The sequence below is a fragment of the Bacillus kalamii genome (genome assembly GCF_047238185.1).
Classification (GTDB): Bacteria; Bacillota; Bacilli; order Bacillales; family DSM-1321; genus Bacillus_AD.
The window spans coordinates 621,259-639,371 of record NZ_JBDFMI010000006.1 but is presented as its reverse complement, the minus strand read 5'-3'; the positions used below and the strand labels follow the sequence as shown (position 1 = coordinate 639,371).

The following is an 18,113-nucleotide window of genomic DNA, read 5'->3' as shown; positions in this document are numbered from 1 at the left end:
GATCTCCTACTTCTTTTTTGGCAAAAAATAAGTTAATTTACTTCCTAGCGGCAATAAGCCTAATTCCGTTTCCGTCAATAGTCTACCCCTGATAATAATGAGCAGATAGACAGCGGCTCCAGTGACCACTGACACAATAGCCTGGACTAATGAACCGATTCGTCCATACGGCCAGCTATCGCCAATCATATGAAACAAAGCTAATTCCACCGCCAAAACGGCAGACATCCCTAATGTGGCCAATGCAGTCAGCATGATTGTCCGTTTACTTAGCAACGGGCGCCGATACAGACGGCCTAACAGAATCAGCAAGCTGACGGCCATTGCGATGAATGCCGCAGTTGTCGAAATAGCCGCCCCCAATATGCCTTTGGAGGGAATTAGAATAAACATCAGGGCTGCTTTGACTACAAGCCCCCCCAATAGGACCATAACTGAATAATAGGCTTTTCCAAGACTTTGCAAAACGAACATCCCTGTCATGACAATGGAACAAAACAAAATAGATAAGACGAGCACCGAAAGCTCCATACTGCCGCTGGCATCAGTAAATAACGCAATATTAACAGGTTTCACAATCCAAAACAAACCGATGGCCGCTGCAGTGCCAAGCATCAGGCTCAAGCGAAAAGTGAGCTCACTATAGTACCATACCTCTTCTTTTTCATTTAACTGCTTATATTTCGATATGAGCGGAACCACTGTCAATGAGAGGGTGATGATCGCCGAAGTGCCAAGATGGAGCAGCGGCTGCCCACGGTCATAGATCCCTTTCAGCTGCTTAGCGTCCAGGCTTTCCACTCCTGAGGAAATCAATTCCGGATAAAGAATAAGAGCATCCAAAAATTGGATAAAAACTAAAATCAACGAACTGACTGCGAATAACAGCCCTTGGCCTGTTATCATTTTGACTAAAGGAAGCATTGTGGAAAGGGATGTTTTCAATCCGGTTCCTGCCTTAAGCGACCGCTTCTTTACGTAATACCAAACTAAAATCATACAGCTGACTGCGCTGCCGGCAAGAGAGCCTAAAAAAGCGCCTTGCGCTACTTCATATAAACTTAAGCCATATTGGTAATACACATAGGCGACCACCAAAATAAGCCCTACCCGAACGGATTGTTCAGTTACTTGGGAAACAGCAGTAGGAACCATTTCTCCTTCACTTTGAAAAACTCCTTTTAGAATGGAGATAAAAGGAATAAGCAAGAACGTATAAGAAATCCATTTGATTGATGTGCTTAGCTGCAGATCATTCATCAATGTGGCAATCCAGTCTGATCCCAAGTAAAAAACAAGAAACAACAACAAACTGATTAGACCGGTTGAAATCCATGATGCAAGCGCAACTTCAGACCTGGAATATCGGCTTTGCTTCACATTGCTCTCAGCCAACAGCTTAGAAATAATAACTGGAAAACCATATGTAGACAGCACAAGTGCAAGCGAATAGAACGGATACACCTGCTGATAAATATAAAATCCGACATCTCCAACAATATTTTGATACGGCACTCTGTATACGGCACTCAGCAGTTTCACTACAATAGCCGCAAATGTGAGAATAAAGGCCCCGCGCAAAAATGTTTTGGAAAGGTCATGCGCTCTTTTCAAGGAACGATCGACTCCTTTCCTTATAAGGAAACTTTCGCCTGTATTATACCATATCCCCTTTTTCCGCCCGGGCAATAGCCCGGCGAAACACGCCAATAGCCGACAAGTTAATGCCGGTATATAACAAAAAGGACAGCAATCGCCGTCCTTTCCACTGAATCTGATATTAAGATTCCATTTGGCGAGCCAGGAATCCTGCTGCAGTTTCAACAGCTTTGCGTTCCACTTCGCCAAGTGTGCCTTCTTTAGAGAAAATCACAACAGCACCAATCGGATCTCCATTCGCTACGATCGGAGCGATTGTATAAGATTGAATTTCTTCAGTAAAACCATCCACTAAAGAAATTTGTGCTTTTTGCGTTTCTAACGTTGGGTTACGGTCTTCCATAATGCTTTCAAGCAAATCGGAAATGCTTCTGTTCAAATAGTCTTTCTTAGAACCGCCAGCCACAGTGATGTATGTATCTCTATCACAGATTAGGACTGGGTTACCAAGGCTATCGAATAGGGCTTCTGCATATTCCTTTGCAAAATCGCTTAGTTCAGAAATAGGTGAATATTTTTTCAAAATAACTTCTCCGTCGCGATCAACAAAAATTTCCAACGGATCTCCTTCGCGGATACGAAGAGTTCTACGGATCTCTTTAGGGATGACAACTCGTCCTAAATCATCTATACGACGTACTATACCAGTTGCTTTCATCTTATGTTGCCTCACTTTCTGCTATTGTTTTGGTTATAATACCATTATTAGTATAAGCATCCATAACCTCAGTAAACTTAGTATTTTTGTAAGCACTAAGTTCTATACACGAGGATAAAATATTTTCTTAATATATTTTATCCTATCTATATTTCAACATGAATTTGTTCTCACTGCAACCATAATTTAATATTACTGGTTAACTTTATCCTTTTTTACATCTTTGAGTCCCTTGACAAGGTTTTTCAACGTTTCCAGCCATTGTTTACTGTCGACATTCCGGATAGGCAGCGTAATTTTCAACCGGTGCCCTTCCATTCCTAAACCTGCTCGCCGTTCCACTTTACTCGTTAATTGGAATACTTTGGAACCATCTATATTGCTGCTTACTTCGTCTGTCATGAGAATAGTGATATCCTGCTTATTTTGCTTGATGGATTCCACTTGGGCTTGGAAAGCATGCACTTTAATAGAAGCCACAGTCAGTAAGTACTCGACTTCGATTGGATAATCGCCATAGCGGTCGACCAGTTCTTCTTTCAACTCTTCGATTTCCTCAGTAGATGTAACACCGCGGAATCGTTTATACATTTCAATTTTTTGATGCCCATCCGCTATATAGGCATCAGGGATGTACGCATCAAGCTGGACGTCAATCTCCACTTGCTGCTGACGATGCTCTTCAGGCGATGTCTTCATCCGTTCATCAATCGCTTCCTTAAGCATTTGCGAATAAAGGTCAAAACCGACGGAGTCAATAAATCCATGCTGTTCCGCACCTAAAAGGTTCCCCGCGCCCCTGATGGATAAATCCCTCATCGCAATCTTAAATCCTGATCCAAGTTCGGTGAATTCCTTAATCGCCTGCAAACGGCGCTCAGCCACTTCTGTCAGTACTTTATCCTTCCGGTAGGTGAAGTATGCATAGGCCACTCGATTCGAACGCCCTACCCGGCCGCGAAGCTGATACAATTGCGACAGACCCATCTTATCGGCATCATGGACAATGATTGTATTCACATTCGGAATATCAACACCTGTTTCGATGATGGTCGTTGAGACAAGCACATCATATTCTCCTTCAAGGAAGCCTATCATGACTGTTTCCAATTCCTGCTCGGTCATTCTCCCATGGGCATATGCAACTCTGGCATCGGGGACTAAAATGGAAATTTCTTCTGCTTTTCTTGCTATATCTTCTACCCGGTTGTATAGGAAGTAAACCTGCCCGTCCCTAGCCAGCTCACGCTCGATCGCTTCCCTAGCCAGTACGCCATTATACTCCATGACATAGGTTTGTACAGGGAATCGATTTTCAGGAGGTGTTTCAATGACAGACAAATCCCTTACCCCCAGCATCGACATATGCAGCGTTCTCGGAATTGGCGTCGCTGTTAATGTCAAAACATCGATATTTGCCTTCAACTGCTTAATTTTTTCTTTATGAGTCACGCCAAATCGTTGTTCCTCATCAATAATAAGCATGCCAAGATCTCTATATTGAATATCCTTTGAAAGCAAACGGTGCGTTCCAACGATTAGGTCTACTGTACCTGCTTTCAGTCCTTTCAACGTTTCTGTCTGCTGTTTTTTCGTCTTAAAACGGTTCAAAAGGCCAATAGTAATCGGGTAATCCTGAAAGCGTTCTCGCATCGTATCATAGTGCTGTTGCGCCAAAATGGTCGTCGGCACAAGGAATGCTACCTGTTTGCCATCCGCAATCGCTTTAAAAGCAGCCCGGATTGCCACCTCTGTTTTCCCATAACCGACATCGCCGCATAGGAGTCGGTCCATTGGTCTTTCCCGTTCCATATCTTTTTTAATCTCTTCAATTGACCGAAGCTGATCTTCCGTTTCCTTATAGGCAAAAGCCATCTCAAATTCACGCTGCAAATCGCCGTCAGGAGAGAATGCATACCCTTTCGTCGCTTCCCTTTCGGCATACAATTTAATGAGGTCATCCGCAATATCCTGGACAGATGATTGTACTTTGCTTTTAACCCGCTTCCAATCGCTGCCGCCCAGCTTATAGAGCTTTGGTTCTTTTCCTTCCGAAGCCACATACTTTTGGACAAGGTCAATCTGGTCGACAGGGACATACAGTTGGTCTGAGCCTTGATAGCGAACATTCAGGTAATCTTTATGGACACCATTAATGTCGAGTGTCTCAATCCCTAGATATTTCCCGATACCATGATTGACGTGAACTACATAATCGCCAACCTTCAGCTCCGAGTAACTCTTGATGCGTTCAGCATTAGAAATTTTCTGCCTGCGTGATACTTTTTTCGTTTTCTTATTGAATAACTCTTGCTCCGTAATGACGGCCAGCTTCTGCATCGGCAATTCAAATCCGGCATGCAGATTCCCTTTTGCAATTTGGATTTTGCCGATGAGGATTTTGCTTGATTCATCAAGCTCGGCTGCTTCTACCTCATAATCATCCAATACACGGCGCAGCTTGGTCATCCGATCTTCATCAGGACCAAGAATGACTACAGAAAATTTACTTTTCTTCCACCGTTCAACTTCTGTCTTGAATACGTTCATCTGACCGTGGAAATTCTGCATCTGCTTGCATGTAACATTAATGATATTTTGCGGATTTGTATGAGGGACATGTCTCAAAAATAGTGATAAATAGATTAATTTCTTTTTGGAAGACGTAATTAATTCCTGGAATGAAAATGCCAGCTTGGCATCATGGATCATTTCGCCCTCACTCAATAAACTGGTGAACCATTCCAGTTCTTCCTTCTCTAAATTAGTCGCTATCTCTTGTATACGGCTTATTTCATCAAGAAAAACCAATCCGCTTTCCGGTAAATAATCTATTAAACTTGCTGGCTGCCCATATGCGAGGGAAATATATTTAAAGATATCATCAAGCCGGATGCCGGATTTCAATTTTTCAATATCTGCACCAATATTTTGCAGCATACTGTTCTTTGTTTTTTCATTTTTAACTTTATTTAAGCTATTCTTCAGGCCATCGTCCAATAAATCGGTCATCCGCGATATATGCTCCGGTTCTAATATCATCTCAGAAGCAGGGCCGATTAATGCTTCTTCAATCCTTTGAAGCGATTTTTGCGTCTCTATTGAAAATGTCCTGATTGAATCAATCTCTGTATCAAACAGCTCCAAACGGAATGGGTCATTTTCAGTCAGCGGGAAAATATCGATAATCCCTCCTCGCAGGCTGAATTCGCCTGGGGCGGAAATCATTTCTGTTCTTATATAACCCATCCTGACAAAATCATTAATAATAGCCTCTAAATTGATTTCGTCGCCTACTTTGAAGGATAATTGGTATTTCTTCCACAATTCTTTAGGCGGCAGCAATTTACGGAAACCGCCCATAGGAACAATAACAATTCCTTTACAGTTCAGCGACCAATAATTCAACGCTTGAATCCGCTGCGATTTCAATTCTGGGCTGGCAACGCTCAACTCAGCCGCAATCAGTTCATTGGCCGGATATAAAAGCACTTCATCCTCGGAAATGAATGTAGTCAAATCCTCATACAGCTTTTGGGCCTGCAATAAATTATATGTGACTACAAGTATGGGACGATGTGTTTTTTGATAGACAGATGAAATAAACATCGCCCTTGAAGATCCGGATAATCCGGCTACCAATTGTTCGTGCAAGCCCTCATCCAGTCCGTTCAATATGGATTGCATATCTTCACTTTGCAGTAAGACCTGGTTTAATGCATTCATATCTGATTTCCCCCTATAACAAAAGCATAGAACGCCTTTATAGCCGGCATGTCTTAGCATTAGACAGAAAGTTCCTTCCTGCACTTACCTCCACGCCGGCTCATGAAACGGCCGATGCTCGATCATTTACTAATGGCTACAGTATCGCAGCATTCAAGCGGCGATTATTATGGCGGATGCCTTGCACTGAAAGTCCATGGATCCCAATCGCCGCCCGCTTCCCTTCTATTCCAAACGGAAAAATGCTTTGGAAAAAATCCAAAGCCCTTACTTATTGAATAATATAATCATAACCGTGCAAAGCAGGATTTGAGAGGAATGACTCCTCACAATGCTCACATGTTATAGACACATACAAATGTCCTTGGCCATCAGAACTGAGCAAAAGGTTTTGATCAGAATCTGACAACACAGACAAGCCAAGCTGTTCAAGGTCCACATGCTCTAACGGAAGGGAACCTACGGTTGTTTGGCAATGCCTGCAATAATAATAGATATTCATGCCCTTGAACCCCTTTAAAGTCTTTTATGAATAGTATGGGCTTCTTTAGGGGTTCTTTATTCATTCTCATCCATATTATTAATTATACGAATTCATAACCTGTAAAAAAGGTTTTTCCAAAAAAGCTTCGCATGCTTTGGCCGAATGGTCGATGACCGGAGCTAAATCGGCCCATTCTTCTGGCAGAAATCGCCCCAGGACATAGTTCGTGATGCTCATGCCATTTTGAGGGCGTCCGATTCCGATCCGGATACGGTTGAATTCTTGTGTGCCTAGATGGGCTATCGTTGACTTAATGCCATTGTGGCCGCCCGCGCTGCCTTTTTGGCGAAGGCGGATTTTTCCGACTCCCAAATCCAAATCATCATATAAGATGACAATGTCATCCATATCGATTTTGAAATAATCCATGACTGCACGAATACTTTCGCCGGATAAATTCATATACGTTAATGGTTTCAAAAGAATAACTTTTTGGCCATTCACATATCCCGCTCCGTATAATCCTTTATGCTTCGTTTCGCTAAGCGTTATATTCCAACGCTTCGAAAGCTCATCAATGACTTCAAAGCCGATATTATGGCGTGTTCTTTCATAATCTTTGCCTGGATTTCCTAATCCTACTATCAATTTCATAAATTCTATTCACTCCAAGTGATCCATTAAATAGGCTATTTACTTAGTTTATGGCAAACCCATTGGCAGTTATACCAATGAATGGTTCTTTCTCTCGATAGAAACAAAGACGTAACCTGTAAAAAAGTTACGTCTTTCCCATTATAGCACGATTATACATTTTATGGCTTGATTCACTCTTAAGAGATTACACTTCCGCTTCTTCAGCCTCTTCATCTTCCGTTTCCGGCTCTAAACGAGGTGCAAGTACAGATGCAATCACTTCATCATCTTCATTATTAACATCCGCAGAAATAGTCTTCCGGATATCGCCGATTGTAATCGTATCACCGATTGCTAAACCAGAAATGTCTACAACAACGTTTTCAGGCAAATCATTCGGTCTTGCACTCACAGATATTTCATGGAGAACTTGTTGAAGCACGCCGCCTTCTTCTTTGACACCTTTTGCTTCTCCTTCAAGGACGATGGATATATCGGCGTCAATTTTTTTGCTTAAGTTAACAGCCAGAAAATCGGCATGGATAAAAACATTTTTTAGATGGTCGTACTGATAGTCTGTCAGCATAACATTTTGTGTTTTTCCTTCCAGATCCAATTCAATGACGCCGTTCCGTCCATTATCCTGAATGGTTTTAATCAATTCCAACTCGTTTACCTCGATAGGTGTACTATCTACTTTACCGCCATAAACAACCGCAGGAATATTTCCTTTCCCCCGAATAGCCGTCACATTCGAATGTTTTAATTCTTTTCTTTCTTTTGCTTTTAATGTTTGACTCATAGCCAGACACACCTTTCTGATAATAGTATAGAATATGGTATACTATTGCACTTCCCTTTATTGGGCAGGTTTAAAACACTTATTGTCAAAATGAAAGAAAAGAATAACAGATGCTTGTACCAAAAAAGATCTGCCATAGGGGCAGATCTTTTTTTATTAACCGAAAAGTGTACTTACAGATTGGTCTTCATATACTCTGACAATTGCTTCAGCCAGCAATGGAGCCACCGATAATTCAACTACTTTATCAATTTTCTTTTCTTCAGGAAGAGCAATTGAATTCGTCACAACCAATTCCTTGATTTGTGAGTTTTGAATCCGCTCGATTGCAGGGCCTGAAAGAACAGGGTGTGTACAGCATGCATACACCTCTGATGCGCCATTTTCAACCAATGCATTGGCTGCCAATGTGATTGTACCGGCAGTATCAATGATATCATCGATCAGGATCGCTGTTTTGCCTTCAATATTGCCGACGATATTCATTACTTCCGCAACATTAGGTCTAGGTCGGCGTTTATCAATGATTGCGATAGGCGCTTTAAGACGGTCTGCCATCTTACGGGCACGCGTCACACCACCATGGTCCGGAGAAACAATGACGATATCATCCAGGTTTTTCTTTTCGAAATAATCAGATAGGATAGGAACACCCATTAAGTGGTCAATCAGTATATCAAAGAATCCTTGAATTTGTGGTGCATGTAGATCTAGTGAGATAACTCGGTACGCTCCAGCAGTTTCCAATAGGTTTGCTACAAGTTTGGCAGTGATCGGTTCACGGGCACGCGCTTTACGGTCTTGTCTCGCATAACCGTAGTATGGCATAACAACGTTAATTGTTTTAGCAGATGCACGTTTTAAAGCATCAATCATGATTAGAAGCTCCATCAAATGTTCATTAACAGGCTGGCTTGTTGATTGGATAACGAATACATCACATCCGCGGATACTTTCTTCAATGTTGATCTGAACTTCCCCATCGCTAAAATGAGTGACTGAACACTTCCCTAATTCAACCCCGATACATTTTGCGATTTCTTCTGCTAATCCTCGATTTGAATTCAGTGAGAACACCTTTAAATTCGGATCAAGATACTGATTTGACATGATGAACCTCCATTGTTTATTTATTAAAATTTAATTTACTAGCGTAATTCTCTTTATTCGTTTGGCGTGAACGTGCAATAGCCATGGCATTGCCTGGCACATCATCAGTGATTGTAGAGCCTGCTGCGATATAAGCTCCTTCACCGACGCTTACAGGTGCAATCAAATTGGAGTTGCAACCTACAAAAACACCATCGCCGATTTTAGTCAGGAATTTATTTTTCCCGTCATAATTAACTGTAATGGAGCCGCATCCAACATTGACTCCGGCGCCAATCTCAGCATCCCCCAAATAGCTCAGATGGGATGCCTTGCTTCCTTCGCCAATGGATGTCTTTTTGATTTCGACAAAGTTTCCTACTTTTACTTTATCACTTAATTGAGATTGAGGTCTAATATGAGCAAACGGTCCAACCGCTACATCTGAACCAATCACACTATCATGAGCGATGGATTGCCGTATAACAGTAGAGTCCCCTATTTCGCAGTTAACAATCTCAGAATGAGGGCCGATTATGCACTCGGAACCGATTTTGCTTCCGCTTTTAATGATAGTGCCAGGGTAAACAATGGTATCCTGTCCGATTACGACATCATTTTCGATGTATGTATTCTTAGGATCAATCAGTGTCACACCGTTTCTCATATGGGCAAGGTTGATTCGCTCGCGCATAATCGCCTCCGCTTGTGCCAAAGCGACACGGTCATTCACTCCAAGTGTTTCCTCAAAATCCTCCGTTTGGTATGCGGTAACGGTTTCTCCCTCAGATTTCAATATTTCTATGACATCCGGCAAGTAATATTCCCCTTGCACATTGTCGTTCGAAACTTTTTTTAATGCGTTAAACAATGCTTCATTATCGAAGCAATACGTACCAGTGTTGATTTCCTTTACTTCACGCTCAACTTCGGTTGCATCCTTATGCTCAACAATTTTCTCTACAAACCCTTGTTCATTGCGGATAAGGCGGCCATAACCAGTAGGATCTTCTATAGAAGCGGTCAATACTGATGCTTTTGCACCTAATTCTTCATGCTGCTCAATAAGGGCCTGCATCGTTTCCGCTTTGATTAAAGGGGTATCCCCACAAATAACAAGTGTTGTTCCTTGTTTTCCGTTCAGTAATTCTTCAGCCTGCATGACAGCATGGGCTGTACCTAGTTGTTCCTCTTGCAACGCAAAGCCGGTAACATTCCCCAACTCAGCTTGGACAGTTTCGGCGCCGTGTCCGACGATAGTCACAATTTCTTTGACATTCAATGAAGAAACATGATCTAACACATGTTTGACCATCGGTTTTCCGCATACTGAATGAAGGACTTTATACAGCTTGGACTTCATTCTCGTACCTTGGCCAGCTGCCAAAACAATGGCGTAACGATTACTCATGACGTACCTCCCAGCTTTCACACACTATATTTTCAAATATTTACAAATTACTTTCACAATTATCCTTATAAAATATATCTTAAATAACTGATGTTTTCAAGAATCCACCTTCATTTATCGCGGATTGTAAAAATTTAACGGACAATTTTGGCAGTAAGGGGGGTGGCATGCAGAAATAAGGGGGGGTTAGATGGAGGATATGTAGGCAAAGAAAAAGAGCCTTACCAAAAAGTAAGTAGGCTCCTGTTGTTTTGTTTTGGTAGATTGGTGGAATTAGGAAGCTCCTGCTTCTTCCAGCTCAACTGCTTCTAATCCTTCAACCTCACCAAGACGATGATATTCGGCTAACACTGAATCTTGAATCTTTCCTCTAGTAGAAGAATTAATAGGGTGTGCAATGTCACGGAACTCGCCGTCTGGCGTTCTCTTACTTGGCATTGCTACAAACAAACCATTGTTTCCATCAATTACTCGAATGTCATGCACAACAAATTCATTATCAAGTGTTATGGATGCAATCGCTCTCATTCGGCCATCTGTGTTGACTCTGCGTAATCTTACGTCTGTTACTTCCATCTTGTACACCACCTTTAATTAATAAAAAACTTTAGAATACAATATTCAACAGTACGTATTCATAATCCTTCTAAAGTTGTAAAAATTTTTCTTATTTTTTCAAATAATTGGCAGTTTGACTGAAAATTACTCCCTTTGAGGAAGTATTATCCTATTTTACCATCAAATGCGCTTCATTTCTAAAAATAAGCAATATTTTTAGGGCAAAAAAAAGCGCCTCTACAAGTAGAAACACTTTTCTTATATGGATAAGCATCCATTATTGATTTAACTGCTCGAAATAATTGCCCTCCGAAACAGTAATTACTTTATCTTTCACATCTACTTCTGCCAGCTTCAGAAGAGATAAATAGTTATCCACTAATCGTTCTTCCGTATCATCCGACTCAATAAAAACAGCAATCCCGGATACCGTTGCATTGAACTCCTCTAACAAACTGGTCATTCCATGAAGCGTACCGCCTGCTTTCATGAAATCATCGACTACAAGGACACGTGATCCGACAGCAAGGCTTCTCTTTGATAACAGCATTGTCTGTATGCGCTTGGATGAACCAGAAATGTAGTTGATGCTTACAGTCGGGCCTTCCGTGACTTTATTATCTCTCCTTACAATAACGACTGGGACATTCAAATGGGCTGCAACGGCATAGGCAATTGGAATTCCCTTAGTCGCCATAGTCATAATGACATCAATTTGACTGTCTGCATAAGCAGAAGCGATTAGGCGGCCAACCTTTTTCATTACCTGTGGATTGCCAAGGATATCATTCATATACAAATATCCTCCAGGAAGCAATCGGTCAGGCTTAGCCATAATTTCACACATTTCTTCTATAAATTGAACTGCTTCTTCCTTATTCGATCGAACGATATATTTTACACCGCCAGCTGCACCCGGTACGGTTATTAAAGAACCGATCCCCCGCTGCTCGAAGGTTTCCTTAATAATCGTCAGATCTTCACTGATGGAAGATTTGGCCGAACCATACCTTTCTGCAAAGAAAGTGAGTGGGACAAGCTGACTTGGATGTTCTAACAAATAGTTAGTCATATCAACAAGCCGTTCACTTCTACGAAATTTCAACGTCACTCCTCCTAATTCCGAATATTATTATTATAATCGTACTCTAATATACGTATTTATTCAAGACTATACTGCTCTCCAAGCAATCGGACCGCATGAACCTGTTCACAGAATCCTCGCAAACCGTTATAAACCCGGTGCAGGCGTGAATCATGCTCAACCAGACCGAATACAGTCGGGCCGCTTCCACTCATTAGGACAGCATCCGCCCCGAACTTTTCCATTTGGCTCTTAATATGGGAAACCTCGGGATACATCGGCAGCGTCACACTCTCAAGGACATTGCCAACATGGTCGCATACCATGCGATAATCCCGTTTCTCAATAGCCTCCACCATGAGAGGAATATTCGGATGCTGGACCTTTTTTAAATCAAGGCGCTTATAGACATCCGCAGTAGATACCCCCATAGTTGGCTTCGCAAGGACTACCCAGCATTTAGGCGGGCTTGCAAGATGCTGGATCTTTTCACCGCGCCCTGTAGCCAAGGCTGTCCCCCCATACACGCAAAACGAAACATCCGAACCAATCTCCGAACCGATTTCGGCTAGCTCATCCAAGCTTAGCCCCAATTTCCATAATCTATTTAACCCTCTTAATGTGGCTGCCGCATCACTGCTTCCTCCGGCAAGGCCTGCCGCAACCGGGATATTTTTTTCAATGTTTATTCCGACTCCCTGATTAATGCCGAATCTTTGTTTCAGCAATAAGGCTGCCTGATAGGCTAGATTCCGATCGTCATCAGGCACATACCGATTATGGGAGAAAATTTTGATGCTATTATGTTTAAGTTCTTCCAGCTCTATTCGATCAGCCAAGTCGACTGTGGTCATAATCATCTCCACTTCATGGAATTGATCTGGTCTTTTAAAAAGGACATCTAGAGCAAGGTTAATTTTTGCCGGTGCCTTTTCCATTAACTTCACTTTGATCCACCTACTTTACGTTCTTAAAAGTTCTTGTCCTATTTTACCATATCTATCTTTTGAAAGTGGTGTTTTTTAAAGCCCCTTATTGAAAGAGCGGGCTTTCCTCGATTGAATGAATATATATCCTGTATTATTGCCCCAATCTGCGCTGTCAAACATTCAATTTTACCGTGCACTCCCCAATGAAAAAAGGGCCGAAGCGAATGCTTCGGTCCCGTTGCGGAATGAATTGGTCTATTTGTTATAAAAGCAGAGGGTTAATTCTTATTCGCCAGATTCTGTTGGGCTATTTCAATCGCCCTTTTCACCATATTGCCGGCATCCCTAGATTTAATGCCTCCCCAACCTTCCTTTTGGACAACATCATAAAAGCCCAGTTCTTTTGCCAGTTCAGTCTTAAACTGTTCTGACATGATGCCTCTTCTAGCCAAAAGCAAACATCTCCTTTTTTCATGCCGCAACAGCTTTAGTATGGGCATAAAATGAAGCTGTTATGTAAAAGCCACGGCACAAGAAAAAAGACAGTAAACAAATTGTTTACTGTCCGCTTAAAGCTACCTTTCCTGCTGCTTCATCAAAAAAGGTTAATTGTACAGTTTCTGTAAGTACATCTGCATAGCTGTAGGAGACTCTTTCGAATGCGTTCTCATCTTGATCAAGCTCAATGACGAAAACAGACGGATAAGTTTCTGCTAGCGTTCCTAAACGCTCTACCGTTTTTCTTCTACCACCGTTCGCTTTTAAAAGGAGCCTTTTTCCAAGATTGGAATCAAGGGCATGTTTAATATCAGCTAAAGTTTTTGGCATTTTTTCGGTCCACCTCACTAAGTGTAGTATATCACATATCGGGACAAACCGTCAAACAAAATATAAAATTATATCAATATGTAATTTTGTTTGTCAATGGTTTTAAATAAATTTTATATGATATTTTGTATCATGCCCAGTTTAGCGGTAATTATGTCAACTTATGAAAAGAAAAAAGAGACCCCTTTCGAAGAGCGTCTCTTATAACTGATCCTCATTCAGTTGGTTGAACGGCATTCCTGTCCTTAAAACCCCCATCGTATCAATGCCGCCCACCCCTTTTTCACCAGTAATCGTATTGCGCAGGGCATCCCAAACATGTATCCGTTCGCTAAAAGGCGTAAAACAGATTTTAGCTACAATATAAACAGGGTCTAAAGCATGGATGTTCACCCTCGAAGGAGAACTGGCAAAATTAGCGCCTGCACCAATCAATGATTCAAAATGGGATTGGCATGCACCTGCAAAGATGACCAATTGATCTAATTGGGGGATTTTCCTCCTTGCCTCTTTAACCGTCTGAACGAAGTGCCAAGAATGCCGGTAAGCTTGAATGTCCATCACTTTTCCTTTGGCCTTGGTATAAGCATCGTGCCCTGTAATCACCAATATATCAGGCCTGTAGGCATCGAGCAGAGAAGAAATACGCATTGGCATCTCTTTTTCATTGCAGTAGAGGCCTGTTACCGGAACACCGATTTTTTCATAGATAGCCATACACTTCTTCAAGTAAGCCGGGTCACCATCTAAATGTAGGACTCTTCCAGGCATTTGAAAAAAGTCGCCTTGCTGCCTGTATCCTGAGCTCACCTCAAATTTACGCTTTTGTTCAAGCAGTTCCAATTCCTGTGAAAATAACGCCAATGACCTCATTTCCACCGATTCGTTCTGCCGCTGGTACTCATTTCTTTCCAAAGAACCTATTTTCACAAGGTCATCAAACGGGGCATCTGCCGCCAGTCTGAAATCCTCTCCAAATAAGATAGCCACCCGCTCGCCATCTTGCTCTTTTGTCTGAATGACGCGAAACAATAGGTCACAACCGTATTTCTTTCGCCCGACTATATCCCGGACAGCAATATCCATGGTTCCTTCACCTCGTGACAAAGCATATGTCTTCGTCTCTATTTCTTTCTTTTTTAACCTATGCTGGCAGCCGGAAAGATGTGAGGTGTCCCAGCGCTCGACTGTCTACACGCGATATAAGGCAGCCATTATTTATATCAATGATGGTTATTAGAAAAGGTTCTTAGCACATTGGACCAGTTGGCAAAAGGCATTGCGGAAGGTTATCCCCTGCCCCACAGATTGCAAGCTTCCTGGAGCAGTATGCCAGCCCATCCGAAACAACAACGTTTAAGAAAACAAACTTAAAAAAGGCGTTCCCCAAAAGGACCGCCTCTCTCATTTTTAATTATTGGCTTTGAAATCCTCAAACAGTTCATCACTCAAACGCCCGAACTCTTCGATCGATAATGTTTCGCCCCGCCGCTGTGGGTCGATTCCTGCCCGCTCTAGCGCAGCCAATAGTAACGGTTTCTTTTCCTTGCCGTTCGGCAAACCGCTGGTCAGGTTGTTTTGGATCGTTTTTCTTCTCTGTGCAAAGCTGGCTCTAGTTACTGTAAAGAAGAAATCTTCATCCTTCACTTCGACTAATGGTTTGTCCCTTTTAGTCAGGCGAATAACCGCCGAATCTACATTTGGTTGCGGAATGAACACTGTCTTAGGGACAATCATGACAGTTTCAGCTTTCGTATAGTACTGGATTGCAATCGAAAGTGATCCATACTCCTTCGTACCCGGCTTTGCCGCAATTCTGTCAGCCACTTCTTTTTGAAGCATGCAGACAATCCCTCTGATAGGCAGTCTTTCTTCGAGAAGCTTCATGATGATCGGCGTAGTCACATAATACGGCAAATTGGCAACAACCATCACGTCATCAAGCCCCGTGAATTCCTGTTGCATAACTTCTGCTACATTCGCCTTCAAAACATCCTCGTGGATAATTTTCACATGTTCATAAGGGGACAATGTATCAGCTAGGATAGGCAATAATCGCTGGTCTATTTCAAAAGCCACAACCTTTTTACTGTTTTTCGCGAGCTGCTCAGTCAACGCTCCGATCCCGGGCCCGATTTCAATGGCGCCGCTCGTCTCTGCATCCAATTCTGCAAAATCGATAATCCGTTGAAGAATATTCGTATCGATCAGGAAATTCTGGCCAAGACTTTTCTTGAACGAAAAGCCGTACTTCTCCAGAATCATTTTCGTTCGGATGGGTGTAGCAATATCTTTATGCATGGTGTTCCTCCTGGTTTATTTCATTGACGGCTTCCATAAAAGCCTGCTTGCTTATTTGAAACATATTTAAGCGATTGTACAACTGCTTTCCGTTAGCATAGCCGATTCGCAGTTTAATGCCCAGCTTCTCTCTTCTTTCTTTCGAGCCAGTGCCGCCGATCAATCCGCATAGCATAAGATCTTCAGGTGAAATGACCTCCTCGAAGTCTTCATCTACCGTTTGGGCCTCGCTTAATGCTTCCCTTATTGCTGCTGGCGATGCATGCTCCACCCCAATGCCCTTTCCGTTCTTAGGCCTTGCTTCTGCTTTCGGGAGAAAGGCATGCTTACATCCGCTAACTTTCCCGGAAACAATGCTTCGAATCCGTTCACCAGGATAATCTGGGTCTGTAAAAATGATAACCCCCCGTTTTTCCTGTGCAAGGCGGATTTTTTCTATAACAGCATCTCCTATTGCCGAACCATTTGTTTCAATCGTATCAGCATCCAGAGCACGCTTTATGGCTGTCGTATCATCTTTTCCTTCAACAACAATTATTTCTTTGATTTTCATAATTCCTCCGGAATCCTGCAACCTTTTCTAATGCTGCTTCGTCTAATATATAGAATCATTTTACATGATACTGTCCACTTTAACAAAAAAAGCAGAGGATTTCTCCCCTGCCTTCTTTCTTAACGAATGACTCGTATCTTTACTGACCTTTTTCCCCATTGATAAGCCTTTGATTTACTCGAGAAAAATACATCTATTTTGTTTCCGCGAATCGCCCCTCCAGTATCGGCAGCAATTGCATATCCATATCCTTCAACGAAGACTTTCGTACCAAGAGGTATTACACTCGGGTCAACGGCTATAACTTTAGCGTTTGGATTGCTTCTCAGGTCATAGCCGGTAGCTGTAAGCCCTGAACATCCATTGCAGCCGGCTGTATAGGCAGTTGCATTCACTACCATTTCCTGTCCGCCTCCGCCGGTATACGATGTGTTTCCTGAAGAAGTTGAAGCGCTCACTGCTGCTTTTGTGCCTACCGCTACAACTTTATCCTGTTTTTCCCGCACTACTTTTTTTGCAACTAAGGTCCTCTTAACTTCTTTGCCATTCTCTATGAATACTGCGTACTCATTAGATGCAACGCCTTCTTTTCCTTCAGAGACAACCTTTTGGTTTCCTTTCGGCAAAGTTCCGTCCTTCTTAGAGACAACATTGTAATTAATTGGTTCTTCCACTACATCGGTGACCTTTTTCACTCTCACAACATTTACGCTGCTGTTAGGTTTCACAGAATCGTATAATGATGGTTCAACACGGTCTAACGGCTCTAAAGCAATTCCTTGTTTCTTTAAAAAGTCAGCGACCGTAGTCGAAGTTGACCACACCTTTTTTGCATTGCCCCCATCAACCAGTTGTAATGTAAATGCTTTATTAATGGCTATTTCGATATTATTTTTTATATTGGTTGAGCCGGCATGGGATAATTTATCGTTCGCATTAATCTCTATGTTCTGTTCTTTCAAAAAGTCTCCCACAGTGTCCGATGTCGTCCAAACAGTCTGTTTTTCCCCATCTTGATTCAAGGAAATTTCTTTAGCGGATTTCCATGTAACACGAAGATCATCACTAATTTTGGAATTCTTCTCTGGATGTATATAATCATGCTTGTTTACAGTTAAGTCTAATTGATCGAATAGATCTCCAACAGTGGATGCATGTGTGTTGACGACTTTTTTCTCACCATCCAAGGTAAGAGTGACCGTCTTCTTGGTCCCCTCGTATAATAGTACTCCAGTTGCTGCCAGGAACACTATTAAACTCGTAATATATACAGCCATACTCCTTCGTTTGAATATTTTGGCTGTGTTATTTTTTAAGGTTTTCATCACGATGACAAAAAACCTCCTTTCTCTCCGGTGATTATATAGACTTCGGCAGATGCTGTCAAATAAGTCT

At 42.1% G+C, this 18,113-nt stretch carries 17 protein-coding genes; all 17 read right to left on the bottom strand.

The genetic code is table 11. The annotated features are described in order from the left end of the window. Positions 1–6: 6 nt before the first annotated feature. On the bottom strand, positions 7–1,614 hold the full coding sequence (locus ABC357_RS20885; RefSeq protein WP_412889488.1) for a putative polysaccharide biosynthesis protein: 1,608 nt from the start codon (positions 1,612–1,614) through the stop codon (positions 7–9). Positions 1,615–1,780: 166 nt separating this feature from the next. Continuing rightward, complete coding sequence (gene spoVT / locus ABC357_RS20880; RefSeq protein WP_412889487.1) at positions 1,781–2,317, bottom strand: stage V sporulation protein T; 537 nt, start codon at positions 2,315–2,317, stop codon at positions 1,781–1,783. Between the two features lie 192 nt (positions 2,318–2,509). Beyond that, positions 2,510–6,043, bottom strand: a complete 3,534-nt coding sequence (mfd, locus tag ABC357_RS20875) for a transcription-repair coupling factor (RefSeq protein WP_412889486.1) — start codon at positions 6,041–6,043, stop codon at positions 2,510–2,512. A gap of 271 nt (positions 6,044–6,314) precedes the next feature. Next, positions 6,315–6,545: an anti-sigma-F factor Fin gene (locus ABC357_RS20870; protein WP_412889485.1), complete on the bottom strand. Its 231-nt coding sequence runs from the start codon at positions 6,543–6,545 to the stop codon at positions 6,315–6,317. Between the two features lie 78 nt (positions 6,546–6,623). After that, the gene (gene pth, locus ABC357_RS20865; RefSeq protein WP_412889484.1) at positions 6,624–7,181 is read right to left on the bottom strand and encodes an aminoacyl-tRNA hydrolase; all 558 of its coding nucleotides are present in this window, start codon (positions 7,179–7,181) and stop codon (positions 6,624–6,626) included. Positions 7,182–7,368: 187 nt separating this feature from the next. Further along, complete coding sequence (locus tag ABC357_RS20860; protein ID WP_412889483.1) at positions 7,369–7,965, bottom strand: 50S ribosomal protein L25/general stress protein Ctc; 597 nt, start codon at positions 7,963–7,965, stop codon at positions 7,369–7,371. 156 nt (positions 7,966–8,121) lie between these two features. Further along, complete coding sequence (locus ABC357_RS20855) at positions 8,122–9,075, bottom strand: ribose-phosphate diphosphokinase (RefSeq protein ID WP_412889482.1); 954 nt, start codon at positions 9,073–9,075, stop codon at positions 8,122–8,124. A 16-nt stretch (positions 9,076–9,091) separates the two neighbouring features. Further along, positions 9,092–10,465 (bottom strand): bifunctional UDP-N-acetylglucosamine diphosphorylase/glucosamine-1-phosphate N-acetyltransferase GlmU, encoded by a 1,374-nt coding sequence (glmU, locus tag ABC357_RS20850; protein WP_412889481.1) that lies wholly within the window; start codon positions 10,463–10,465, stop codon positions 9,092–9,094. A gap of 273 nt (positions 10,466–10,738) precedes the next feature. Next, a complete protein-coding gene (gene spoVG / locus ABC357_RS20845; RefSeq protein WP_050613568.1) occupies positions 10,739–11,041 on the bottom strand; it encodes a septation regulator SpoVG in 303 nt (100 codons plus the stop codon). A gap of 259 nt (positions 11,042–11,300) precedes the next feature. After that, on the bottom strand, positions 11,301–12,128 hold the full coding sequence (gene purR, locus ABC357_RS20840; protein WP_412889480.1) for a pur operon repressor: 828 nt from the start codon (positions 12,126–12,128) through the stop codon (positions 11,301–11,303). 56 nt (positions 12,129–12,184) lie between these two features. Further along, positions 12,185–13,054 (bottom strand): 4-(cytidine 5'-diphospho)-2-C-methyl-D-erythritol kinase, encoded by an 870-nt coding sequence (ispE, locus tag ABC357_RS20835; RefSeq protein ID WP_412889479.1) that lies wholly within the window; start codon positions 13,052–13,054, stop codon positions 12,185–12,187. 260 nt (positions 13,055–13,314) lie between these two features. Continuing rightward, entirely contained in the window at positions 13,315–13,470 is a 156-nt protein-coding gene (locus ABC357_RS20830; protein ID WP_412890089.1) for a small, acid-soluble spore protein, alpha/beta type, read from the bottom strand. Between the two features lie 124 nt (positions 13,471–13,594). Continuing rightward, on the bottom strand, positions 13,595–13,864 hold the full coding sequence (veg, locus tag ABC357_RS20825; protein ID WP_412889478.1) for a biofilm formation stimulator Veg: 270 nt from the start codon (positions 13,862–13,864) through the stop codon (positions 13,595–13,597). A 201-nt stretch (positions 13,865–14,065) separates the two neighbouring features. Further along, a complete protein-coding gene (gene yabG / locus ABC357_RS20820) occupies positions 14,066–14,950 on the bottom strand; it encodes a sporulation peptidase YabG (protein WP_412889477.1) in 885 nt (294 codons plus the stop codon). A 324-nt stretch (positions 14,951–15,274) separates the two neighbouring features. Further along, complete coding sequence (gene rsmA / locus ABC357_RS20815; protein WP_412889476.1) at positions 15,275–16,165, bottom strand: 16S rRNA (adenine(1518)-N(6)/adenine(1519)-N(6))-dimethyltransferase RsmA; 891 nt, start codon at positions 16,163–16,165, stop codon at positions 15,275–15,277. Next, complete coding sequence (gene rnmV, locus ABC357_RS20810) at positions 16,158–16,718, bottom strand: ribonuclease M5 (protein ID WP_412889475.1); 561 nt, start codon at positions 16,716–16,718, stop codon at positions 16,158–16,160. The genes rsmA and rnmV overlap by 8 nt, the downstream gene beginning before the upstream one ends. A 119-nt stretch (positions 16,719–16,837) precedes the next feature. Beyond that, complete coding sequence (locus tag ABC357_RS20805; RefSeq protein WP_412890088.1) at positions 16,838–18,043, bottom strand: ubiquitin-like domain-containing protein; 1,206 nt, start codon at positions 18,041–18,043, stop codon at positions 16,838–16,840. Positions 18,044–18,113: the final 70 nt, after the last annotated feature.